We start from the raw sequence: 24,469 nt of genomic DNA on the forward strand, positions 1-24,469 counted from the left end.
AGGAAGAGAAGAGATAGAACTGTGATTAAAACGAAAAAAAGCACCCAATTTGGCATTTTGGGGGTTACTTTCATGCCCACTTTACCTATAAGGCAAGCTTAGCCTTAAAAGTTTAAATATTCAGCCTGCCGGTTTTCCGCGCGGGTGTTTGCCATAGGAAAACGCCATGCCAAAACGCACAGATATAAAATCCATTCTCATCATCGGTGCGGGCCCCATTGTTATTGGTCAGGCTTGCGAATTCGACTATTCCGGCACACAAGCCTGTAAGGCTCTGAAAGAGGAAGGCTACCGGATCATTCTGGTGAATTCGAACCCGGCAACCATTATGACTGATCCTGATCTGGCCGATGCAACCTACATCGAACCCATCACGCCGGAAGTCGTTGCCAAAATCATCGCACGTGAGAAACCCGATGCACTGTTGCCAACCATGGGGGGCCAGACCGCACTTAACACCGCTTTGTCACTCAAGCGCATGGGCGTTCTTGAGCGTTACAATGTCGAGATGATCGGTGCCGACGCTACCGCAATCGATAAAGCTGAAGACCGTGCATTGTTCCGCGAAGCCATGGCAAAAATCGGTTTGGAAACGCCCCGTTCCATGCTTGCCAATGCGACGGAGATCAAAGAGGAAGATCGTCAGCGTCATGAAGAGATGCGCAAGAAGCTGAAAGCGGAGCTTTCCGGTGATGATTTGCAAAATGCTCTCGATAAGCTGGAGCACGAATGGCAGCTTGGCGAAGGTGATCGCAAGCAACGCTACATGGCGCATGCGACGGGAAAAGCAGGGCAAGCGCTTGATCACGTCGGTCTGCCCGCGATCATCCGTCCATCCTTTACCTTGGGCGGGACTGGCGGTGGCATTGCCTACAACCGGTCTGAATTCTACGAAATTATCGAACGTGGTCTGGATGCATCGCCAACGACTGAAGTTTTGATCGAAGAAAGCGTTTTGGGTTGGAAAGAATACGAGATGGAGGTTGTCCGCGACAAAAAGGACAACTGCATCATCATCTGTTCAATCGAAAATGTCGATCCAATGGGTGTGCATACCGGCGATTCCATCACTGTCGCCCCTGCCCTCACACTGACCGATAAAGAATACCAGATCATGCGGAATGCTTCTATTGCCGTACTGCGCGAAATTGGTGTTGAGACCGGCGGCTCAAATGTACAATTTGCCGTCAATCCTGAAAATGGCCGTCTGATCGTTATTGAAATGAATCCGCGCGTTTCGCGTTCATCGGCACTTGCTTCAAAAGCCACTGGCTTTCCTATCGCTAAAGTCGCTGCCAAACTTGCTGTCGGCTATACACTCGACGAGTTGGAAAACGACATTACCGGCGGAGCAACACCTGCATCATTCGAGCCATCAATTGACTATGTTGTGACCAAAATACCGCGCTTTGCCTTTGAAAAATTCCCGGGCGCCTCACCTATTCTTACAACGGCGATGAAATCCGTTGGTGAAGTCATGGCAATCGGCCGTACGTTTCAGGAATCTTTGCAAAAGGCCCTGCGTGGTTTGGAAACCGGCCTGACCGGGCTTGATGAAATCACCGTTCCCGAGCACGCCGAAGGCGATGAGAAGAATGCCATTCGCGCCGCGATTGGCACGCCGACACCCGATCGACTGCGCTATGTCGCACAAGCGATGCGCATGGGTATGCCCCTGGCTGAAATTCATCAAATCAGTAAAATCGACCCTTGGTTTCTTGAACAAATGGCTGGCATCGTTGATATGGAGTACCGCATCCGCGAACAGGGCTTGCCGCAAGATGCTGAAAATCTGCGCATGTTGAAGTCGATGGGTTTCTCCGATGCACGTTTGGGCAGCTTGATCGGTAAAGATGCCGAAGATGTAGCAAAACTTCGTCATGAACTTGATGTGAAGCCGGTTTTCAAACGTATCGACACTTGTGCAGCAGAGTTTGCATCGCCAACGGCCTATATGTATTCAACCTATGAAGTTCCGTTTGCCGGTAGCCTGCGTTCGGAAGCTGAGGTATCCGATCGTAAAAAAGTCGTCATTCTAGGTGGCGGCCCCAATCGTATCGGTCAAGGTATCGAGTTCGACTATTGTTGCTGCCATGCAGCTTTCGCATTACGCGATGCAGGCTTTGAAGCAATTATGATCAATTGCAATCCTGAAACGGTTTCAACGGATTATGATACGTCTGACCGGCTATATTTCGAGCCTCTGACGGCTGAAGATGTTTTGGCAATTCTGGAAGCTGAAAAAGAAAAAGGCGAGCTTGTCGGCGTTATCGTTCAGTTTGGCGGACAAACACCATTGAAGTTGGCAGAATCGCTGGAACGAGCCGGAATTCCCATTCTTGGCACATCGCCAGATGCCATTGATCTTGCAGAAGATCGTGACCGGTTCCAAAAATTATTGATCAAATTGGATTTGACACAACCTAAAAACGGCATCGCCTACTCGGTTGAGCAGGCACGTCTGATAGCCAATGATCTAGGCTTTCCTTTGGTTGTACGACCATCCTATGTTTTGGGCGGTCGCGCGATGCAGATCATTCACGATGAACGAAATCTGCAAAGCTATCTGCTTGATACCGTACCGGAACTCGTGCCCGAAGACATCAAGGCACGCTACCCCAATGACAAAACCGGCCAGATCAACACATTGCTTGGCAAAAATCCACTTCTGTTCGATACCTATCTGACAGAGGCGATCGAGGTCGATGTCGATTGCCTATGCGACGGTGAGGAAACATTGGTCGCGGGCATTATGGAGCATATTGAAGAGGCAGGTATCCACTCGGGTGACTCGGCTTGTTCGCTCCCTGTTCATACTTTGTCGCCGCAGCTTGTGGAAGAACTTGAACGCCAAACCAAAGCACTTGCCAAGGCTCTCCATGTTGGCGGCCTGATGAATGTGCAATACGCAATCAAGGATGGCACAATCTACGTGCTGGAAGTTAATCCGCGTGCATCGAGAACGGTGCCATTTGTAGCAAAAACGGTAGGTCGGCCGATCGCCAAGATAGCAGCGCGCATCATGGCCGGTGAAAGGTTGACATCTGCACTCAACAGCTATGGCGGAAGGGCGGAAACACCCAACAAGCCCCATATCGCTGTCAAAGAAGCGGTTTTCCCATTTGCCCGTTTCCCCGGTGTTGATACCCTGCTTGGGCCAGAAATGCGCTCCACAGGTGAAGTTATGGGGCTAGACTATGATTTTGCGTTGGCTTTTGCCAAGGCGCAGCTTGGTGCAGGTGTTGATCTGCCACGGGAAGGAACTTTGTTTGTTTCTGTTCGTGATGAAGATAAATCACGCGTTCTAGAACCGGTAAAGCGGCTGGCAGCACTAGGGTTTTCCGTTTTGGCAACTGGAGGGACGCAGAAGTTCCTCGCAGAACACGGCATTGAAGCAAAGAAAATCAATAAGGTTCTTGAAGGTCGTCCGCATATCGAAGATGCAATTCGCAACCGGCAGGTTCATATTGTATTTAATACAACGGATACAGCCAGCGCTGTTTCGGACTCTAAATCGCTGCGTCGGGCAGCCCTCATGCAAAAAGTGCCCTATTACACAACCATGTCAGGGGCGGAGTCTGTTGCAGAGGCGATTGAGGCATTACGGGCAGGTACGCTGGACGTACGTCCGCTACAGGATTACTTCAACTGATTTTGAAGATGCCATGACGGATAAGCTGTCATGGCATCTGCATTTTATGCAATGATATGGGAGCATCATTGTTTTTTCATAAACTGCCGCTAAATGCATAAAGGCGGGGCGATTCGACGGGAATACCGTTATTTATATGTTTATTCGTAGCAGCTGAACGGTCGCTGTTAATATCATTGATATCGCATCCGAAAGAGCCTTATGCGCAAGCCAAAAATCTTTTTTGTCCTTCTAGCTTTGGTACCGGTCGCCCTTGGCATCCACATGGTCTATCAGCAATGGGTCGGCAATTTTCATGAAGTTCTTCCGCAGGAACTCTATCGTTCAGCGCAACCCAAACCCGAAAACATCGCATTCCTAGCGCGAGAATATGCGATAAAAACCATTCTCAATCTTCGCAATGATATTTCCGAAGAAGAGCTGGCCGAGCAACAGTCAGCAGCCAAATTAGCCGGAATTTCCTACATTCACTATCCGGTTTCGTCCGGTAAGATTTTGCAGGCAGAACAGATCGAGCGCTTGGTCGAGGTTATGCGTGCGGCACCGAAACCGCTTCTTATCCACTGCGAGCACGGTTCAAACCGTACGGGATTAGCGACAGCAGTATATGTCGGAGAGATCGCGGGAAAAACCGAAATGTTTTCTGAATTCCAGCTATCACCTTTTTACGGACATATCCCGATCCCAGGAATAGGACGATATGCAATGTATCAAAGCTGGGACGATTACGAGGAAAAGCTCGGCTTTTGACCAGCCGCATTGACATATGAGCTTACACGTAATTTTGAAGGGTGCGGCAAAAATACACTTTCCCGCGAAATAAAAACATGATAGCTCTACTCATGTTTTTAAATCGAGGGATTTACAATGCGTTTTAACAAGCTTTTTTTGGCCGCTTCCTGCACTCTTTTGGCCAGCCCAGCGCTTGCTGTTGAATATCCAATTGGCGAACCGCAAATGTGCGGTGGCATGGAAATAGCCGCTGTTTACTTGCAACCGATTGAAATGGAACCAGCCGGCATCATGTTGCCCGCAGCGGAGTCCGATGTTCATCTGGAAGCTGACATTCATGCGACTGAAGACAATAAAAATGGTCTACAGGAAGGATCTTGGGTTCCTTATTTGCAAGTTTCTTATGAGCTAACAAAAGAAGGTGCCAGCGAGCCTATGCACGGTCACTTCCATCCTATGGTTGCTAATGACGGGCCGCACTATGGTGAAAACGTCAAATTGCAAGGTGCAGGCAAATATCACTTGAAATATACAATCATGCCTCCGTCAAAAGAATCCATGTTTGGACGCCACGTTGATAAAGAGACAGGCGTTGCACCCTGGTTCGATAAATGCGTGGTCGAATATGACTTCACTTATGCCGGCACAGGCAAAAAGGGCGGCTACTAGAGCATTTCTTGCAATAGTTGATAGGCTTTTGTGCCTGGACGATGCGATAAAACAAAGAGTTGGAGTGAATCGATGTTTCAATCAAAAACGGGTTCACTCTAAGTAAAGTCACTCCTAACAGTCTCTGCATAATAGCCATATTGGGTTTGGGCTATATCCAGCATCAAATTGGCAGTTATCAAGACATTTTGGACATTTGTTTTCGGGTTTGCGTGACGATCTTCCACCATCGAAAGCAAACCCATACAGCAGACCGGCCGGGATGACCTCCCCTGCCGGTCTAGCCAATAAAGGGTCCGTCAAATGCGGTTTATTCTTGTCTTTCTATTTTGTCTTTTCCCTGTCTTTGCCGGAGCGGCACCTCTGGACAATTATGATGTTACGATTAAGGACGGCGTATTCGACCCACCTTCTATAGAGGTCGCCGCCGGACAACGTTTCAAAATCTCCGTAAAAAACATTGGTACCGGCCCGGCTGAATTCGAGAACCTCTCTCTACGGGTTGAAAAGGTCATGGGTCCCGGTGTTCAGTCTTTTGTCGTCATCCATCCTTTAAAAACCGGCACATATCATTTCATAGATGAGTTTCATATGGATATGGCTGGTTTTGAAATCGTCGTCAAATAGGAGCCAGTTTCATGGGTGCACCTCTTTTTATAGTCTGGCGCGAAAGCATCGAAGCGCTTTTAGTCATTGGCATCCTTTATGCATGGCTCAGACGGGAGAATCTGCTTGTTTTTACAAACCGTCTTTGGGCTGGCACCGCTTTGGGGCTTCTTTTGGCTGGACTTCTGGCTGTTGCTTTTTGGGTCGCCGGCAACTGGTTTGCTGGCCCTGGTGGTGAGTGGTTTTTCACCGCAATGATGGCTATAGCCGCTCTGCTGATATTGCAGATGGTTGTATGGATGCATCGCCACGGCCGCGGTATGAAAGGCGAGCTTGAACGCGAAGCCGCAAAAAGTCTGCAATCATCCGGCGGCTTCGGTATTTTAATTTTAGCCATGATAGCAGTCGCACGCGAAGGATCTGAAACCGTTGTCTTCCTTGCCGGTGTTGGCGCCCAGCATGAAGGCGCGTCGCTTGGTATGTTTGTTTTGGGCGGCGTACTCGGCTTCCTTCTTGCTTTGGTCACTTTTTGGATATTGCAAAAATTTTCAAAGGTCGTTCCATGGAAGTGGTTCTTCAGATTTAGCGCATTTGTGCTGTTGTTGATTGGCGGTGGACTAATTGTAACCGCTTTTGATAAAGCTGCTGCACAGATTTCCGTTTATGATTTGCCAGAGTGGCTTTACAGCTTTATGGATGATCCTCTATGGAGCACGAGCTGGCTGGTATCAGATAGCGGTACATTGACCGGACTGACCGGCTATCATGCAGAACCTTCACTCATGCAGGTTGGCGTTTTGGCTGTTTACTGGATTCTGGCCATTGTTTTGTGTTCTGCAAAGCCCAAGAAAACGATCGTTTCACCGCCATTGAAAGCAGCCTAGTTAACCCCATCATGCAACGCTTTATTACCCCTGCGCTTCATAGTTTTGGCACTGCAATGCAGCGCCATAAAGGGGTGATTCAAACCATTCAATGGTGCATTGTCGGGATTTATCTGGTGCTCCTGATTATTCCGGCATTTCTGCCTTTACCACCACGTCAGGCGCATATCCTTGATAATCTGGTTCTGTTTGCACAATTTGTGTTTTGGGGCATATGGTGGCCATTTGTCATCCTATCCATGCTCTTCATGGGTCGTATCTGGTGCGGCGTCTTCTGCCCTGAAGGTGCCTTGGCGGAGTGGACGAGTAAAACCGTTGGTCGCAACAAAACTATACCAAAGTGGATTAAATGGAAGGGCTGGCCTGCTGTCGCCTTTGTTCTAACGACACTATACGGGCAATTGATAAGCGTTTATGACTACGCAGAAGCAGCGCTGCTGATCCTTGGTGGTTCGACGGCAGCAGCTGTTCTGATTGGCTATCTTTATGGGCGAGGTACAAGGGTCTGGTGTCGCTATCTTTGTCCGGTGAGCGGTGTCTTCAACTTGCTGTCACGGTTAGCACCGATATCCTTCAAAACAGACGCTGAAAAGTGGAAAGACTATAGCGGCGACCACCCCGCAAATCCGAATTGCCCACCAATGATCAACATCCATCAGCTCCATGGTGTCTCGGGCTGCCACATGTGCGGGCGTTGTTCTGGATTCCGTGATGCTGTTGCCTTGGAACCGCGTTCAGTCAATGAAGAAATCCTGATTTATGGCGAAGACAAAAATTCAAACATCTGGGAAATACGGCTCCTGCTCTTTGGGATGATTGGCGTAGCCATCGGTGCCTTTACCTGGACGGTCAGTCCATGGTTTGTAACGTTTAAGCAGGCATTGGCGAACTGGCTGGTCTCCCATGACATTTTTTGGCCCTTGAATCCGACCGCACCATGGTGGATTTTGACCAACCATCCTGCCAACAATGACAGTTTCAATTGGCTCGACGGCTTTTGTGTAACAAGTTACATCTTGGGCAGCGGTGTTGTTTTTGGCGTGTTTCTTACCGCCGTTTTATCAATTATTTCCCTACTATTGCAGAGGCCCGGCTTGTTCAAACATTTGGCACAAGCTTTTCTGCCTTTGGCGGCTGCAGGTTTGTTCCTTGGCCTTACCGCAACAACGGTTAAGCTTTTGCAATATGATGGCTTGGTACTTTGGTGGCTCTCCGATGCTCGTGCTATCGTTCTTGGCGGCACTGCTTTATGGAGCCTCTATCTGGCTCTTAGAATTCTGATCAATACACCTGCTTCAACCTTCCGGCGTGTCGTTAGCTTTTTGTTTTTTGCTTTGGGAACTTTTCCAATTGTTTATGCTTGGTGGCTCATGTTTTGGGGTTGGTAAAGAGCGATAATCGCTATAAAACTGCGCCATCCCCTCGCCATTTCACGCCTCTCCTATTGGATATCTCTAAGAGATATTCTTAGCCATGGAGCCTTGTCCTAATTTTTTGCGTGTTAGCCCACAGTCCATGGTAAACTGGATACATCACACAAAAGCGCGGTAGATTGATTAGCGAAAAGCATTTTACCGGCATTACATCGGGTTCAAAGGATCGACTGGCTTATCCGACGGAGTAAACTTTACCTCAACGATCTGATCGAACAGATAAGTTTCGTCATTGCGACGACTGATATAAATGAAGGTCGTTTCCTTCAGATGTTGAAAGACCACCGAAGCAATACGCTTGCGCACTTCTTCATCAATTCCATCCATAACCTGATTTGCAACGATCCATGCAGGACGGGTCAGAAGAACACGTGCAAATGCCATAGAACGTCGCTCGACATCATTCAACCGACGGTCCCAATCAACATCTTCCTCGTCCAGTGTAGAAAAATATTCGCCAAGTCCAGTAATTTCCAGCGCGTTGCGTATCTCGTCATCATCCGGTTGCAATTCCGTTGCGGGATAGAGCAACACTTTCCGCAATGTGCCGGGCGGGATATAGGGCGCATCTGGGATATAGTTTGGCAATTCACCTGCAGGCAATCCCACTGTTCCCTGCCCCCAAGGCCAAAGTCCTGCAAGAGCGTGATAAAGAATTGTTTTATCGACATCTTGCGGTGCAAAAATCAATGTATTTTGCTGCGGCTTGATCGCGATACATGACGGTTCCATTGTCAACCGTCCATTTGCTGTGCGAATATGTAGCGAATCAAAAGACAGAACATCTTCGTCATTTTTCTTCACAATGATATGTCCGCTACGTTGCTTGTCAACGTCATCCATTTGAACAACGGCCTGGCGGAAAGTTGCTACACGCAGCATGGTTGCGCGCCAATCGGCCAAAGCTCCGTAATTATCGACAAACCAGCGCAAAGATTGATGGGCCTGATTAAATGCCTGCACCGCAGCTTGTAGCCCGCCAAGATCAATACCACCGCCAAAATAAATGGGCGAAGCAATAATATAAGGGGCCACGTTGGATATCCAACCGTAACCAGCGGTAATGCCGGTCAATTTCGTAGTGGCGATGACAATACGCCATATGGCATCCAATACATTCTGAACGCGACCATCCAAGAACTGCTTTTCGTCTTTTTCGGCACCCATCAAGGTGACGGAGTCGATCGAACGGTTTGTATGCATCAAAGCCGCGCGTAAATCGGCTTCACGCGCATAGCGATTGGCATTAATATCAACAAGGTTACGCGCAACAAACCAGGTTAGAAAAGACGCGCCGCTTACATAAAGTAAAACAGCCCAGATCATGTATCCGGGTAAAGGAAAACTATAACCTGAAAAACTGAAGACAAAACCTGCGGTTGTCGCCCATAATGTCGGAATAAAGATCAACAAAGTGACGCTTGCCTGTAGCAGATTGATACCCAAGTCTGCTGTCGCTTCAGCAAGATGGCGCGCATCCTCGTGCAACTTTTGGTCCGGGTTGACACCCACTTCCCCTGCCATTGTCAAACGGAATGCACGTTTGGGCATCATCCATTGTGTGATGAGATCATCTGTCAGCCCCTCTCGCAGTTTCATTTTGAGATACTGGTTAAGAAAGGTTTGAGTGATGTTGAAAACCAGCAATACTGCGGCAATGGCAAAGAAAACGCCCAGCTGGAATATAAATTCGTGCAGGTCTTTACGACTGATGGCATTCCAGAAATCTTTCGTCCATTCATTGATCTGCAGCTGCCCACGGCCAATCAAAATGATGAGAATAAGGATACCAAAGGATGTGACGATCAAACGGTTTCGCGTGTGGGAATGCCAAAAAGCAATGTAAAGTAGTTTTGCCTGATGGGAAAACCGCGTATTCTTGACATTACCCTCAAGCAACGATCCGGGCGGGGCATCAACGGGATTGTCCGCCATAGAGCCGTTTTTATCGCCGTCAACTTTGGCCATCTACCATTCCCCTGTCCCTGACACTCTTATAGTGTTGGGCTTGTATCAAATGACGACTGTGTGAGATCAAAATGGCAAAAGCAAGAAGGTGTTTTAACATTGATGTGAATAAAACTTGCTTTTCATGATCATAACATTTATTTATAGCCTTATCGATCTTTCGGTTGCGCGACTTTCTTTCCTGTGCGGCAAGCACTTTTTACGAAGCTCCCATGTCTAAATTTCGATCTAAACCCGTATGAGCGGCCTAACCGCCCTTATACATTACTTTATTATTCAAGGAGTTTCCTATGTCTACAGGAACAGTTAAGTGGTTCAACACAACAAAAGGCTTCGGCTTTATCCAGCCTGATGATGGCGGCGCGGACGTTTTCGTTCACATTTCCGCTGTTGAACGTTCCGGCATGAGCAGCCTCAACGAAGGCCAGAAGATTTCTTATGAAGTTCTTCAGGATCGCCGTTCAGGTAAATCAGCAGCCGGCAATCTTGCCGCTGTATAATATCTCTGTCTAAGCCAGCCAATATCATCATTGCAAAAGTTTTGAAGGTGGTTGTCTTAGGTAGGTTTTGAGTGTTTTTCGAAATGCTCGAAGATATTAAACCCCGTCATTTTGGCGGGGTTTTTTTATGTATGATATTCTGAACTTAACACAAAAGGGAATATTAAACGTGAACGCGAAATACATGCATAAGATTGCTCATACAAGCGGCACATGCTTGCGCTTATGGGCAAATTGTCTATAGTCACGCCATGACGGTTCCCCTGTAAGAAGGCTCTGAAGGGGAATAATAGGGAACACGGAAGAATTGACCTGAAAAGGAATTTAAGCCGTGGCTGCCCCCGCAACTGTGCGCGGCAGCGCCTCACCATCGAGCATCACGCTCAAGCCACTGTGAATAACGGGAAGGCTGGTATGGCGCGTTTATCCGCAAGCCAGGAGACCTGCCGTCATGCGAGGTTTTCAACCTCCGACATAACATAACTCGAGAGCACGGTGGGTGCAAAGGAGAAGCAATATGCATATCGAACCGGGCGTCGTAACGGGCGCTAAAATTGTATTGAGTTACGCAACGGCTGTAGGTTCATTTGGACTGGCTGCCAAAATGGCATGGCAGTCCCTCAAACAAGATCCGAACGTCATTTCGTTTTGTGTTCGCACGGTGGTCAGTACCGCTTTGGTTTTCAGCTTTTTTGAAATATTGCCGCACCACGCTGTTGGTGTATCCGAGGTTCACTTGATTCTCGGTTCAACGTTATTTCTTGTTTTTGGCGCGGGTCCCGCCGCCATAGGTTTGGCGATCGGCCTATTAATACAAGGAGTGTTTTTTGCGCCGTTTGATCTGCCGCAATATGGTATGAATGTTACAACACTGCTCGTACCGCTTTATGCGATGAGCCTCATCGCTAAGAAGATCATCCCGCAAAAAACCGCCTATAAAGATGTCAAATATGCGCAAGCCCTTGCCCTGTCCACATCCTATCAGGCAGGTATTGTCTTATGGGTTGGCTTCTGGGCATTTTACGGTGAAGGTTTCAGTATGGCAACTCTGGCTAATGTGTCCAGCTTTGGCGTAGCCTATATGAGTGTGATCATTGTCGAACCGCTGGTAGACCTCGCCGTTCTTGCATTGGCGAAAACATTTTCCCGCCTGTCAAATAGCGGCCTGGTGCAGCAGAGGCTTTATCACGCAGCTTAATCGGCATTTGCAAACATGTTGTCATTGTAACCGGCAATTTTCTACGCAACTGACAAATGCCGGTTATTGGCAAACCATTGATATTAAAAGAAATACACGATGATATTGAAACCATTCAAACACATACTCTCCACGGCAGCTCTTGCTGCATCGGTCATTATTGGCTGCACCGCGGCAAAGGCCGAAGAAACCCAATATCCGTTAACATTGAAAAATTGCGGGCGCGTCATTACCTTTTCGAAGGCACCCCAACGGGTTGTATCCGTCGGACAGAACACGACTGAAATCCTTTATGCACTCGGTTTAGCCGACAAGGTCAAGGGCACTGCACTTTGGTATTCAGCCGTAATGCCGCAATTTGCCGAATTGGATAAGAATGTCAAAGTTCTGTCACGGGATATTCCAAGCTTCGAAAGCATTGTAGAACAAAAACCAGATCTGGTTGCAAGTCATCAAGAGTGGGTCATCGGCCCTGCCGGAAGTTCTGCGACATATGACCAGTTCACCGAATTTGATATTCCCGTCTATACCGCTCCGGCGGATTGCGTCGGAAAAGATAATATGGCCGGCGGCGATGGTTTACGAACACAGCCATTTTCGATGGATATGATTTATCAGGAAATCAATGAACTTGCGCGTATCTTTAATGTCCAAGATCGAGGACAAAAGCTGATTGCCGACCTAAAGGCGCGAGAACAAGCTGCGATCGATAAAGTAAAATCCATTCCTAAAGACAAACTCAGCGCAGTTTTTTGGTATTCGAGCGCTGATTTGGATATTGATCCCTATGTTGCCGGACAGCTCGGCGCCCCCGGTTATATCACGAAGATTCTAGGCATCAGCAACATCATCCAATCGGATCACGAGTGGCCAACGGTGGGCTGGGAAACTATTGTGAAAGCCAATCCTACGATAATTGTTCTTGCCGAGATGGAACGTCGGCGTTTCCCGGCTGATGATGTTGCAGTCAAACGTGACTTCCTGAAAAACGATCCGGTTACCCGACTTCTGCCCGCCGTCGAGAAAAACCGCTTGGTTGCAATGGATGTACAATCCATGAACACAACCATGCGCACAATCGATGGTATAGAAAAATTGGCCAATGCATTGGTAGACCTGGGCTTGACAACACCGTGACAACCACTGTTTTGCGCACAAGCATAGTTTATATGTTGGCAGCGGTTCTGTTGCTTGCTGCCATCATTGCTGGTGCCTCTATCGGTGAGATCACCATCCCATTTGCAACTTTTCTCAAAACCCTTGCTAATCACCTATGGAATGCCGGCTACGACGTCGACACCATCCATAGCCGCGTTATCTGGCTTTGGCGCTTGCCACGGGCATTGGTGGGTGCTTGCTGCGGCGCGGGGTTAGCAATGTGCGGCGTTATCTTGCAAGCACTTCTGCGTAATCCCTTGGCCGAACCTTATTTGCTCGGTATCTCATCCGGCGCAGGTACAGGGGCAGCCATGGTTATGGCTTTTGGGCTGAACACCGGTGTTTTTTCACTATCAACAGGCGCATTGGTTGGCGGGTTGATGTCGTTTGTATTCGTGGCGTTTCTTGCTTATCATTCGGGTCGCAATGCCACCGCGATTATTCTGGCTGGTATTGCCAGCGCTATGTTGTTTAATGCCCTATCAGCGCTCATCCTGATGATCTTTACACCTATGGAGGGGCGCTCAAATATTTTTGCTTGGATGCTTGGCAATCTTTCCGGTGTCAGGTGGAATGACGCACTCTTAGCTATCCCCCTTACTGCTGTTGCATTTATCATCTTTTTTTGTTTCTCCCGGGTACTCGACGCCTTTGTGTTCGGCACTCGCTCTGCCGCCTCTGTCGGAGTTTCAGTCAAATATGTCAGCATGTTCCTTATTACCGTTGTGGCATTGGTCACGGCGGTAATGGTTTCAATCATGGGAACGATTAGTTTCGTCGGCTTGGTCGTCCCGCACGCGGCAAGACTGCTCGTTGGTGTAAGACACAGTCGCCTCATACCTGCTTCCGCCTTTATAGGAGCGGTATTTATGATAGCTGCCGACCTTGTATCGCGCATTATTGTTCCCGGACTTGCGTTTCCCGTCGGAATCGTTACTGCGCTCATTGGCGCGCCCTTATTTGCCATTCTGCTTTTACGACAGAAAGGCAGTTGATCATGCTTGAAGCCAATACAATCAGCCTGAAAAGAGACGGACATCTTATCCTCGATCAAGTGTCAATTACGCTGCAGAGACATGAAATATTGGGTATAATCGGGCCAAATGGTGCAGGAAAAAGCTCTCTGCTTTCAATTTGTGCGGGCCTTCTCACGCCCACAAATGGCAAAATTGTCCTCAAAGGAAATGATCTTACTGCTCTAAAGAAGCAAGACATAGCCCGCATCATTGCTGTGGTTGAGCAACAAGCCGATGCACACGAGCGCATCGACGTTCGCCAAGCCGTTGAAATAGGCCGAACACCACATAAAACCATGTTATCTCCTTGGTCACTCCAAGATGAACAAGCCCTGCAAGATGCCTTAAACAAGGTAGATATGTCGGGATTTGAAAAGCGGCTATGGACGAGCCTGTCCGGCGGGGAGAAACAACGCATCCATATTGCACGTGCCTTGGCGCAAAAGCCCGAAATTATGATATTGGATGAACCGACCAACCATCTGGACATTGGGCACCAGCTTGATATCCTTGCCCTTATACGTCAACTCGATCTTTCAGTCATGATCGCACTTCATGACCTTAATCACGCTGCCATGTTTTGTGACCGGATCGCTGTTTTAGCGCAGGGTAAATTGATGGCGCTTGGCACACCGAAACAAGTATTGACCTCGACATTGATTGAAAGCATTTTCAAAGCGAAAGCAGATATCCACGAATCCGATGATGGTTTTCAAACCATCCGCTATTATTTTCCCGCTTGTCGTAAAAGGAATTAAAATGATGAAAAAACTGATCGGCATGTTTATCCTGTTGGCTTTCATAGTACCGGCAAACGCTGAAACCTATGAAGTCAAAATGCTTAATCGAGGCGCCAGTGGAAGCATGGTGTTCGAACCTGATTATCTCTCGGTTCAACCGGGAGATACGGTTAAGTTTGTCGCGACGCAAAAAAGCCATAACGCTGCAAGCATTGATGGGATGATTCCTGACGGAGCGACGCCATTCAAAGGAAAAATCGATGAAGAATTGTCGGTCACTTTTGAGCAACCCGGATTTTATGGCATTAAATGCACACCACATTATGCAATGGGCATGATTATGATGATCAAGGTCGGACAGGCAGAACTTCCGCAGTCCTATCGCGATCATCCACAGCCTGGCTTATCGAAAAAGCGCTTCCAAGCCATTTTCGATCGGTTGGATAAAGAAGGAAAGTAAGATTTTTCGTCTCTGAACGAGAAATTGATGAGAGATTTCTTGCACTTTAAACGCGCTTACGACATAGCTTTGATGTGCTGGATTCCAGCGAAAACCGTTTGCCTATACCCTTTGAGGAGATGATAGAATGGCTTTTATTGCCGATACGCTTTCCCGCATCAAGCCTTCTGCGACTATTGCTGTTTCGCAAAAAGCCCGTGAACTCAAGGCCGCTGGACGTGATGTTATTGCTTTGAGTGCCGGTGAACCCGATTTTGACACACCTGATAATATCAAAGACGCAGCCATCGATGCGATAAAGCGTGGTGAAACAAAATATACCCCGGTTTCTGGTATACCGGAACTGCGGCAGGCAATAGCCGCCAAATTCAAACGGGAGAACGGGCTTGACTATAAACCCGAGCAGATCATTGTTGGCACAGGCGGAAAACAGATCCTCTTCAATGCCTTTATGGCAACCTTGAATGAAGGCGATGAAGTTATTATTCCTGCGCCTTACTGGGTCAGTTATCCTGAAATGGTAGCCGTCAACAATGGCACACCGGTTTTTGTCGAAGCTAAAGCCGAATTTGACTACAAGCTGCAACCTGACGATCTCGAAGCTGCGATAACGGACAAAACCAAGTGGTTTATCTTCAACTCGCCTTCAAACCCTTCTGGCGCAGCATATACGCATGCGGAGTTGAAGAAACTAACCGATGTTTTGTTGAAATATCCCCAAGTCTACATTCTTACCGACGATATGTATGAACATTTGACTTACGGTGATTTCAAGTTTGCAACGCCGGCCGAAGTTGAACCCGAACTATATCCCCGTACGTTGACAATGAACGGTGTTTCGAAAGCCTATGCAATGACTGGATGGCGTATCGGCTATGCTGGTGGTCCATTGGAATTGATAAAAGCAATGGATACGATCCAAAGTCAACAGACATCGGGCACCAGCTCGATTTCCCAATGGGCAGCTGTCGAAGCACTCAACGGCCCACAAGATTTTATTGCTAGAAACAAGGCCATCTTTCAAGCCAGACGTGATCTGGTTGTCTCAATGCTCAATCAAGCAACCGGCATTGAATGCCCGACCCCTGAGGGAGCATTCTATGTTTACCCTTCATGTTCCAAGCTGATTGGAAAGAAGACGCCTGATGGCAAAGTTATCGAGACAGACGAGGATTTTGTCACAGAACTTCTTCAAGCGGAGGCAGTTGCTGTGGTGCATGGATCGGCCTTCGGCCTTGGACCTGCATTCCGCATATCCTATGCGACATCAGAAAAACTATTGGAAGAGGCCTGCAACCGCATCCAACGTTTCTGCGCCAGTCTGCGTTGATAGATATTGAGCAATAGAAATTGTATTGATCTTAAAACCGCCAGCATTGGCGGTTTTTTATTTCCCTCGCACTTTTCGGCAACTTTTGGATAAACGTCAAGATTGCTTGCAATAGCGGCCTGTTCCATGCACCTGCAAAAAGATAACAAGTCTATGCGTGAATACGGCTTATCAGCTATCTCCACCATTGCCGATTGCGCAGCTTCTGTTCCAGTCGGCTTGCGCCAACAAATTTCAAAACACTTTGCGCAATGACGGAATTTTGTCTTTCCTTTTTCCAACGTCTCCGCCAAATTCAACGCGATGAGTTTAACAAACAACAACTGTTGAAACCTGAGAGATAGATATGACTGAACAATTGAAACCGCAGGGCAGCTTGAGTTTAAAAGTACCTGCTATGCCAAAAGACGCAAATGCAGCTGGGGACATATTCGGTGGATGGGTTATGGCCCAAATGGACTCGGCCGCTGGCTTATGTGCGTCTGAAGTCGCTCATGGCCGCGTGGTCACAGCTGGCGTTAAAGAAATTTCCTTTGAGCGGCCTGTAAAGGTGGGTGACACATTGGCAATCTATACAGATGATATTCGTGTGGGGCGTACCTCCATTCGTTTCCGCGTCGAAGCTTGGGCCATTCGCTATCTGAGCCATGTGATGGAACGCGTAACCGTATCCGAATTTGTTATGGTAGCGTTGGATGAATACGGTAAGCCGACCCCCGTCGACAACAGTTAAAACCGCTTTGTAAACATGCCCGAAAGGGAACAAAACCGGCTCGTCATTTTCCAAACTGTTTTGATGGATGAATGCTAAGAAGCGTGCAATGAAAAGCGGAAACCGATTTTAGTCGTAAAACACTGCGACAAAGCAAATAGCGATGCAAGTCGTGTGAATGCAATAAACCGCTTAATGCTTAAGAGGATATATTAACAATCAAAAAAAAAGCCGGACAAATGTCCGGCTGAAGTTTGAAGGTATCCAGAGACTAAAGTCGATCTGGGAAAACCTCCAGAGGGGAACACTCAAGAAACGCAATGGGAGGAGACGTATTCTTGAGACACGATCTTTATGCATTTTTTTTAGGCATCCAACAATCAAAAATTAAGCACACCAGCTATGCATTCAGTGCATAGCTGGTAATGTCACCTCGCCACACCATCAAATACATACCAAAAAAAATCGAATTAGAACAATGACATATCGTAAATTTCACAGAAGCTTGCAACATCAGCTATGTGCAAATTCGATGCGTTTAAGCTTGCTTAGAATGACCAATTCCTGGCTTTGGAGAAAATATAGTCACGAAATGCGTGCAGCTTTGCAGAGTTTTTCAACGCATCAGGATAGCAAAAGAAGGTGTCGAATGAGGGGATATCTGTCATATCAGGAAAAAGTCGAACAAGCTGTTCGTCACCATCGACAATGTAGTCCGGCAAAACAGCAATGCCCAAATTCCGCATCGCTGCTTTTTTTATTGAGATCACGTTGTTGATTTGGAGTGAAGGAACGCGCATCGAGCCATCAATTCTTCCGGCGGTTTCCAACCAATTCAGACCGGCCAGATAAGTGGGCACTGGTTCACCAAAAGAAATGATACGGTGATTATCCAAGTCCTCAAGCTGTTCGGGCTTGCCATTATTAGCAATATAATTTGCCGAGGCGTAAACATGCATATGAACGGTAAACAGACGGCGCTGAATAAGATCGGGTTGCTGTGGCTGGCGCAGGCGTACCGCACAATCGGCATGACGCATGGTCAGATCCAACTCTTCGTCATCCAATAAAAGCTGGATTTGGATATCTGGATAAAGATTGAGGAACTCGGGCATCCGCTCGACCAACCAACCCGATCCCATACCAAACGTTGTGGTTACACGAAGGTGCCCCGTCGGTTTTTCACGGCTTTCACTCAATTTCGAACGGACGTTTTCCAGCTTCATCAATACGTCATGGGCAGTACGATAAAGAATTTCGCCCTGCTCGGTTAAAATCAGCCCACGCGCATGGCGCTGAAAAAGGGGGACGCCAACATCTTGTTCGAGCGCTGAAACCTGTCGGGATATGGCCGATTGGGACAAATGCAAGGTCTGTGCGGCATGCGTAAATGACCCTGCCTCGGCTGCAGCATGGAAAATCCTCAGTTTATCCCAGTCCAATGGCGCGGCCAAAGTAACCCCTCCCCTACCATCTATACGAGCTATTCAAATGAATAAACCCGAAATCAAAGAGTCTCGTCGATATAATGCCGATGTCTCGACAGTACCGTTATAAATTAAAGTTTTATTCAGCAGCTTCTTTTTGAGAAGTTTGCATATCTAAAAAACGCTCGGCTTCAAGTGCAGCCATACACCCGCGACCAGCCGCCGTAACGGCCTGACGAAACACATCATCTGCCACATCGCCTGCTGCAAAGACACCAGGAATGTTGGTTGCCGTTGAATCTGGCGCAGTCCATAAATAGCCGCCAGGCTTTTGCTGCAATTGCCCTTGAAATAATTCGACAGCTGGTGCGTGACCGATAGCGATGAAAATACCATGGGCATCCACATGCTGTTCCTCTCCGGTCTTACTATGTTTCAAACGAGCGCCTGTTACAGTTGCCCCCATAGGCGGCTTCGCCGCGGTGCCAACAATTTCATCAATATGATGGTTCCAGATCACCCGCACATTTTCACGCGCCAACAAACGGTCCTGCATAATTTTTTCGGCACGAAAACTATCACGACGATGCACCACGGTAACGGTATTTGCGAGATGCGACAGATAAAGCGCCTCCTCGACAGCAGTATTACCTCCACCGACAACAATCACATCTTTACCACGATAGAAAAATCCATCACATGTGGCACAGGCTGATACACCGCCCCCCATGAATGTCTGTTCACTTTCCAACCCCAGCCACTTGGCCTGAGCGCCGGTGGCAATGATGAGCGCATCGCAGGTGTAGATAGTGCCCGTATCGCCATGCAATGTAAATGGACGCTTCGACAAATCCGCTTTGGTGATAATGTCGTAAACAATTTCTGTGCCGACATGTTTAGCTTGTTCAGCCATTTGCTCCACCAACCACGGTCCTTGTATCGGCTCTGCAAAACCGGGATAGTTTTCCACGTCGGTCGTGATGGTCAGCTGACCACCTTGTTGAAGGCCGGTAATCAAAACAGGTTTCAACATGGCGCGCGCGGCGTAGATAGCGGCAGTATAACCGGCAGGGCCGGAACCGACGATTAATACTGGAATATGGCGCTGCGACATGGATTTCCTCGTTGGTTCAGCATTCTCGTCCTGTCTGACAGAAACGCTGCATGAAAAATACATTTGTTGTGCTCGAAACTTATGGTGTGCGACATCTTTTTGCAAGGCGTAGAACTCACAACACAATGCATTTATCACAACTTGCACAAGTCGTTCATCAACTTCCCCATTGTCATGAAGGGGCATGCTCATGTAAAGCTTGAAACCCACAGCGAATAGCACATATTCGCGATAAATATCAGAGGTCTGCCATTTTTCGTTTTGTCAGCAATGTCTGCGCCCGCTTTGCGCTCATTATGGGGCTAACCATGTTGTTGCCTGCATTGGCGGATTTGCGCGATGGCAGTAGCGACTGGATGGTATTCATACGTTCTTCCGCGATAACCATTATGCTGGCAACGCTTGTTCTTCTGGCAACACGCGGCGCGGTCTACCGTTTTTCTGCTCGCCTCGGATTTATGCTGACTGTATGTCTTTGGCTGACGGGGTGCATATTGGGTGCCCTCCCCCTTTATTTCTCACATCTACCCTTAACGCCAGCGGCTGCATTGTTCGAGGCGGTTTCTGGTATAACAACAACTGGAGCAACCGTGCTGACCGGCCTTGATACGCTGCCACGCGGTATCCTGCTTTGGCGCTCGCTTTTGTGTTGGATCGGCGGCATAGGGTTTATCGCGCTCGCGCTATTGCTGCTTCCTTCACTCAGGGTCGGAGGCGTACAACTATTCCATATGGAGTCTTCGGATAAATCGGAAAAAGTCCTGCCGCGGGTAAACCAGATCGCCAACGGCATTATCATAGCCTATCTCGGACTGACCCTTATTTGTATGCTCTCTTATTTTGCTGTCGGCATGACAATGTTCGATGCCATCAACCATGCCATGACAACGGTCGCCACCGCTGGCTTTTCAACCCATGATGCGTCACTGGGCTATTTTTCCGAAACGCCTTCGGTATTGGTCATAGCAACCATATTCATGCTTTTGTCGGCGCTGCCATTCGTACTTTATGTCAAGCTGGTCCTTCCGGGACGCTCCAAGCGACTTGCCGACCCGCAAGTCATTGTTTTTCTAACCCTTGTGCTCGTCGCGAGCTTCGCATTGGCAGTTTGGTTACGTTTTCAATATGGTTTTGGATTTCACCGCGCGTTTCTCGACGCGATATTCCATTTCGTTTCCGTAATCACCACGACAGGCTATGCCGCAGAAGACTATCTTTTATGGGGGCCTTTCGCGCTAGGCGTTTTTTTTCTGGCCTCTTTCATCGGTGGATGTGCGGGCTCGACCTCGGGCGGAATTAAAATAAATCGTCTCATTATTCTCTGGCGCCTCACACAAGCCAGCCTGACGCGATTGCTCTCTCCGAACACGGTTGTCAAAGTTCGTTACGGTGGCTCGGATGTATCCGGTGATATTGCACAAACAGTCTTGCTCTTTTTATGCCTTTATATGACATCGCTGATTATTGGCGCCATGCTGTTGGTTGTCACCGGCTTGGATTTTGTCTCGGCTTTCACCGGTGCTCTTACAGCATTATCCAACGTTGGGCCGGGCTTTGGCGACACCATCGGGCCAGTAGGAAATTTCTCGACGATTAAAGATTCTGCCCTCTGGATACTGAGTTTTTTAATGCTGGCAGGGCGACTGGAAATCGTCACCGTCTTTATCCTTTTCACGCCAGCATTTTGGCGAAAGTAGTTTTAGTACGTGACGTTTTTACTATGCAGTGATAGAGCTGACCCAGCAACGAACAAAAAAAAGCCGAGCCCTATGCAGATCAAAGCTGACCTTGATTCAATCGACTGGAAAATTCTTAAAGAATTACAGAATGATGGCCGCATCACAAATGTTGAGCTTGCTTCGAAAGTCGGAATATCTGCGCCACCTTGTCTGCGTCGCGTTCGAAGACTGGAGCAGGAAGGCATTATCAAGGGCTACCAAGCCATCTTGAACGGCGCCACAATTGGACAGGACCTTGTAGCTTTTTGTTTTGTTGGGCTTCACCGTCAATCTGAAGCAGACTTGCGCGGTTTCGCTGCCATGGCTTATCAGTGGCCGCTTGTCCGTAAAGCTTGGATGGTATCGGGCGAATCCGACTTTCTGTTACATTGCGTGGCACCTGACTTAAAAAGTTTTCAGAGCTTTGTCATTGAACAACTTACCGCGGCTTCCAATGTCGGTTCTGTTCGCACAGCGTTGACCATCCGCGTCATCAAAGACGAGCCACCTTTTCTGTTATAAGAAGTAAAGCGTAACCGCCACGCAGACCAAACGTTACGCAACGTGATTGAAAACATCCTCATAGACGGCACCGATGGCCGAAGCCTCTTGATCAAGCGGAAAATTGGCGCGCACATGTTGCAGCGCTTTTTCTCCTGCTGCAACAGCCATTATCGGGTCGGCAAGAAAAGGTTCGATGGCTTGTGTCAATGCTGCGCCATCACCAGCTGCCACAACCGTTCCGGTTCCAGCGGTAACGAGCTCGCTATATGCACCGGCATCACTGGATACAACGGCGGTTTTTGAGGCCATTGCTTCCAACGGCGTTAAGCCAAATCCTTCATTTCGAGAGGGAGCAACATAAAGTGTTATGCGCCGATACCAAATTCGAACATCATCCACTTCGCCCAAAATCAAAATTCGATCCGCAAGTCCCGCTGCCTCTATTTTCTGACGCAGTTGATTTTCAAATGCCTGATGCTCCGACGTGGTACGTCCCGTGATAATAGCGGTCCAAGCCGGATATTGTGGCAAAAGGCTTATCATCGCGTCCACAAAAAGATCCGTCCCTTTTTGATGGCGTACACGCCCAAAACAGCCGACCGCATATTGACCCGGCAATTTCGACGCAGCAAATGTATCAGCAGCACTTTCCGGCGGCGTAAAACGATCCAGGTCGATACCGTGCATGATGACCTGATGTGGCACTTCAAGAAATGAGCCTGAACGGCCACTCGTTGCGATGACCCTATTCATGCGTCTGATAAGCCATTTCGTGAACGGTTTATGGTGACGCTGCGCAGCCGAGGTGAATACCAGTCTCAATCGCATGCGAAGCAAATCGCGCATGATGATGCCGGCCACCATCTCGACATTACGTCTGGCGTGCCAAATACGGAAAGGCCTATCGGGTGGCTTTTTCCAAAACCGCAAAAGGTCGCTGAAACCTATCGAAGGCAGCGTCTCAGGTAAACCCGGCCCTAAGGTCGATATACGAATGCCCTTTTTGCGCTGAAGTGGTATCAGCTGAACAATAGTTGATGTTACTCCCGACAAGCGCTTTTTGAAATTCGGCGCAATAACATCGGTTTCATTTAAGGGCACTCGCATATAATCACCGATCAGATATAATTGATTGCGATAATCTCATATCCGCGCGCACCACCAGGCGCATTGACTTCGATTGTATCGCCCTCTTCCTTGCCTATCAACGCACGTGCAATCGGAGAAGATATCGAGATCTTTCCCTTTTTCACGTCCGCTTCCTGATCACCGACGATTTGATAGGTTTTTTCTTCTTCTGTATCTTCGTCGATCAGTTTAACGGTAGCGCCGAATTTGATTTTGCTGCCCGATAATTTTGCAACGTCAATCACTTCCGCACGTGCGATATAATCCTCGACTTCGTTGATACGCCCTTCATTATGACTCTGTGCTTCCTTAGCAGCGTGATATTCGGCATTTTCAGAAAGGTCACCATGCGCGCGCGCTTCGGCAATGGCCTCGATAATACGAGGACGTTCATCTTGCTGGCGCCAACGCAGCTCTTCCTTCAACTGTTCATAACCACCAGTCGTCATCGGAACTTTTTCCATTCTCTGTCCCTTTCTTTCCCTCGCAGGGCTTCACAGAAGCACAAAAAGAAACGGCCTCCGAAATTGCTTCCGGAACCCGTCGCATGAAATATGTTATTTGGAATATAGCACAGTAGGCAAAATTTTCACACAAAAATTTCAATGCGTTCCAACATGCGACGTAACAGAGCCTCCATTCGACTAACATAATATACGGAATTGTAGCAATCTTTGATCGAATAAACATGGGAACGCTTTTGCTCCGCAATATTTTAGCTTAGATTAGGGCTTATACGCATACCTATAAAAAGTAAGGTGAAGCGCGAATGAAAAAAATCTTTGGTTCTTTTTTGTTAGGTTCAATATTGTTGGCTGGTACTGCGGCGCAAGCAGCAGATGCCATTGCAACAACAACCTTGAACTTCAGGGCCGGCCCGGGTACAGGCTACGCGGTTCGTGGTTCCATACCAGCGGGGCAGCCGGTTTCAGTGCGCAGTTGCGCTGGAAATTGGTGTCAGATCAATTACGGCCCTCGCACCGGCTGGGCATCGTCACGCTACCTTGCATTTCGCAGCAGTAATGATGCCTATAATAGCTACACCCGCCCCAGCTCTTCGTCATTTAACGTTATTATCGGCAGCGGATATTATGATGATCGCTATTGGGGGCGTGATTACGACTATTATCGGCCACGCCCACCGCATTGGAATGGGCACCATAGACCGCCGCCGCATTGGGATGGCAACCGCCCGCATCGTCCGCCACCCGGCATGCGTCCGCCTCCCTTCAGACCAGGTCCGGGGATGAGGCCGCCTAGCGGTGGTCGACCGCCCGAATGGTCGCATGGGCCGGGTCGGCCTAATCCAGGCCGTCCGGTCCCCAGACAGCCGGGGCCAAGCCGTCCGGGTCCTGGGGGTGATTTCGGCGGACCTCATGGTGATTTTAGTAAACGGCCGAGATAGCCAAAACTTCGAATGACTTGGAACCTCGTGTTCCCTATATCTTGTGGGTATTCATAGGAAGCTAAGGGTTTGCGTTTCGCTGTCTTTCAGCGAAACGCTAAAGATGACGATCGTG

The 24,469-nt window shown here is 48.3% G+C and carries 22 protein-coding genes and 1 riboswitch; of the genes, 17 read left to right on the forward strand and 5 right to left on the reverse strand.

Going from position 1 to position 24,469, the window contains the following annotated elements; genetic code table 11:
• The first annotated feature begins 166 nt into the window (after positions 1 to 166).
• From carB to ACYSNS_RS11300, 6 genes are all read left to right on the forward strand, one after another.
• Positions 167 to 3,652: a carbamoyl-phosphate synthase large subunit gene (gene carB, locus ACYSNS_RS11275; protein ID WP_461723263.1), complete on the forward strand. Its 3,486-nt coding sequence runs from the start codon at positions 167 to 169 to the stop codon at positions 3,650 to 3,652.
• 201 nt (positions 3,653 to 3,853) lie between these two features.
• On the forward strand, positions 3,854 to 4,402 hold the full coding sequence (locus ACYSNS_RS11280; RefSeq protein ID WP_461723264.1) for a fused DSP-PTPase phosphatase/NAD kinase-like protein: 549 nt from the start codon (positions 3,854 to 3,856) through the stop codon (positions 4,400 to 4,402).
• Between the two features lie 117 nt (positions 4,403 to 4,519).
• A complete protein-coding gene (locus ACYSNS_RS11285) occupies positions 4,520 to 5,053 on the forward strand; it encodes an iron transporter (protein ID WP_461723265.1) in 534 nt (177 codons plus the stop codon).
• 303 nt (positions 5,054 to 5,356) lie between these two features.
• A complete protein-coding gene (locus ACYSNS_RS11290) occupies positions 5,357 to 5,680 on the forward strand; it encodes a cupredoxin domain-containing protein (protein WP_461723266.1) in 324 nt (107 codons plus the stop codon).
• Between the two features lie 11 nt (positions 5,681 to 5,691).
• Positions 5,692 to 6,543 carry an FTR1 family iron permease gene (locus ACYSNS_RS11295; RefSeq protein ID WP_461723267.1) on the forward strand — a complete coding sequence of 284 codons (852 nt, stop codon included), beginning with the start codon at positions 5,692 to 5,694 and terminating at the stop codon, positions 6,541 to 6,543.
• Positions 6,544 to 6,599: 56 nt separating this feature from the next.
• On the forward strand, positions 6,600 to 7,931 hold the full coding sequence (locus ACYSNS_RS11300; protein ID WP_461723268.1) for a 4Fe-4S binding protein: 1,332 nt from the start codon (positions 6,600 to 6,602) through the stop codon (positions 7,929 to 7,931).
• Between the two features lie 192 nt (positions 7,932 to 8,123).
• On the opposite strand, the gene ACYSNS_RS11305 is transcribed toward ACYSNS_RS11300, so the two are convergent.
• Positions 8,124 to 9,944: an ABC transporter ATP-binding protein/permease gene (locus ACYSNS_RS11305; protein ID WP_461723269.1), complete on the reverse strand. Its 1,821-nt coding sequence runs from the start codon at positions 9,942 to 9,944 to the stop codon at positions 8,124 to 8,126.
• Positions 9,945 to 10,234: 290 nt separating this feature from the next.
• Between ACYSNS_RS11305 and ACYSNS_RS11310 the strand changes: the two genes are divergently transcribed.
• From ACYSNS_RS11310 to ACYSNS_RS11345, 8 genes are all read left to right on the forward strand, one after another.
• Positions 10,235 to 10,444 (forward strand): cold-shock protein, encoded by a 210-nt coding sequence (locus ACYSNS_RS11310; RefSeq protein WP_008040299.1) that lies wholly within the window; start codon positions 10,235 to 10,237, stop codon positions 10,442 to 10,444.
• A gap of 238 nt (positions 10,445 to 10,682) precedes the next feature.
• Positions 10,683 to 10,909: riboswitch (cobalamin riboswitch) on the forward strand.
• A gap of 52 nt (positions 10,910 to 10,961) precedes the next feature.
• Positions 10,962 to 11,642: an energy-coupling factor ABC transporter permease gene (locus tag ACYSNS_RS11315; protein ID WP_461723270.1), complete on the forward strand. Its 681-nt coding sequence runs from the start codon at positions 10,962 to 10,964 to the stop codon at positions 11,640 to 11,642.
• Between the two features lie 99 nt (positions 11,643 to 11,741).
• Entirely contained in the window at positions 11,742 to 12,779 is a 1,038-nt protein-coding gene (locus tag ACYSNS_RS11320; RefSeq protein WP_461723271.1) for an ABC transporter substrate-binding protein, read from the forward strand.
• Positions 12,780 to 12,811: 32 nt separating this feature from the next.
• A complete protein-coding gene (locus ACYSNS_RS11325; protein ID WP_461723272.1) occupies positions 12,812 to 13,795 on the forward strand; it encodes a FecCD family ABC transporter permease in 984 nt (327 codons plus the stop codon).
• Positions 13,795 to 14,574, forward strand: a complete 780-nt coding sequence (locus tag ACYSNS_RS11330; protein WP_461723371.1) for an ABC transporter ATP-binding protein — start codon at positions 13,795 to 13,797, stop codon at positions 14,572 to 14,574. The genes ACYSNS_RS11325 and ACYSNS_RS11330 overlap by 1 nt, the downstream gene beginning before the upstream one ends.
• Position 14,575: 1 nt before the next feature.
• Positions 14,576 to 15,016 carry a pseudoazurin gene (locus tag ACYSNS_RS11335; protein ID WP_461723273.1) on the forward strand — a complete coding sequence of 147 codons (441 nt, stop codon included), beginning with the start codon at positions 14,576 to 14,578 and terminating at the stop codon, positions 15,014 to 15,016.
• A gap of 127 nt (positions 15,017 to 15,143) precedes the next feature.
• Positions 15,144 to 16,346, forward strand: a complete 1,203-nt coding sequence (locus ACYSNS_RS11340; RefSeq protein ID WP_461723274.1) for a pyridoxal phosphate-dependent aminotransferase — start codon at positions 15,144 to 15,146, stop codon at positions 16,344 to 16,346.
• Between the two features lie 346 nt (positions 16,347 to 16,692).
• Positions 16,693 to 17,079 carry an acyl-CoA thioesterase gene (locus ACYSNS_RS11345; protein ID WP_461723275.1) on the forward strand — a complete coding sequence of 129 codons (387 nt, stop codon included), beginning with the start codon at positions 16,693 to 16,695 and terminating at the stop codon, positions 17,077 to 17,079.
• Between the two features lie 527 nt (positions 17,080 to 17,606).
• On the opposite strand, the gene ACYSNS_RS11350 is transcribed toward ACYSNS_RS11345, so the two are convergent.
• Positions 17,607 to 18,512 carry a LysR family transcriptional regulator gene (locus ACYSNS_RS11350; RefSeq protein ID WP_461723276.1) on the reverse strand — a complete coding sequence of 302 codons (906 nt, stop codon included), beginning with the start codon at positions 18,510 to 18,512 and terminating at the stop codon, positions 17,607 to 17,609.
• A 112-nt stretch (positions 18,513 to 18,624) separates the two neighbouring features.
• Positions 18,625 to 19,599: a thioredoxin-disulfide reductase gene (gene trxB / locus ACYSNS_RS11355; RefSeq protein WP_461723277.1), complete on the reverse strand. Its 975-nt coding sequence runs from the start codon at positions 19,597 to 19,599 to the stop codon at positions 18,625 to 18,627.
• Between the two features lie 308 nt (positions 19,600 to 19,907).
• On the opposite strand from trxB, the gene ACYSNS_RS11360 reads away from it, so the two are divergent.
• Both ACYSNS_RS11360 and ACYSNS_RS11365 read left to right on the forward strand, forming a co-directional pair.
• Positions 19,908 to 21,296 carry a TrkH family potassium uptake protein gene (locus ACYSNS_RS11360; RefSeq protein ID WP_461723278.1) on the forward strand — a complete coding sequence of 463 codons (1,389 nt, stop codon included), beginning with the start codon at positions 19,908 to 19,910 and terminating at the stop codon, positions 21,294 to 21,296.
• Between the two features lie 72 nt (positions 21,297 to 21,368).
• Positions 21,369 to 21,839, forward strand: a complete 471-nt coding sequence (locus ACYSNS_RS11365) for an Lrp/AsnC family transcriptional regulator (RefSeq protein ID WP_461723279.1) — start codon at positions 21,369 to 21,371, stop codon at positions 21,837 to 21,839.
• A gap of 33 nt (positions 21,840 to 21,872) precedes the next feature.
• Here ACYSNS_RS11365 and ACYSNS_RS11370 read toward each other — a convergent pair whose 3' ends face one another.
• Positions 21,873 to 22,928 (reverse strand): glycosyltransferase family 4 protein, encoded by a 1,056-nt coding sequence (locus ACYSNS_RS11370; protein WP_461723280.1) that lies wholly within the window; start codon positions 22,926 to 22,928, stop codon positions 21,873 to 21,875.
• An 11-nt stretch (positions 22,929 to 22,939) separates the two neighbouring features.
• Positions 22,940 to 23,413, reverse strand: a complete 474-nt coding sequence (gene greA, locus ACYSNS_RS11375; protein WP_461723281.1) for a transcription elongation factor GreA — start codon at positions 23,411 to 23,413, stop codon at positions 22,940 to 22,942.
• 305 nt (positions 23,414 to 23,718) lie between these two features.
• On the opposite strand from greA, the gene ACYSNS_RS11380 reads away from it, so the two are divergent.
• Positions 23,719 to 24,354, forward strand: a complete 636-nt coding sequence (locus tag ACYSNS_RS11380; protein WP_461723282.1) for an SH3 domain-containing protein — start codon at positions 23,719 to 23,721, stop codon at positions 24,352 to 24,354.
• The last annotated feature ends 115 nt before the right edge of the window (positions 24,355 to 24,469 follow it).

The sequence above is a fragment of the Bartonella sp. LJL80 genome (assembly GCF_054871565.1).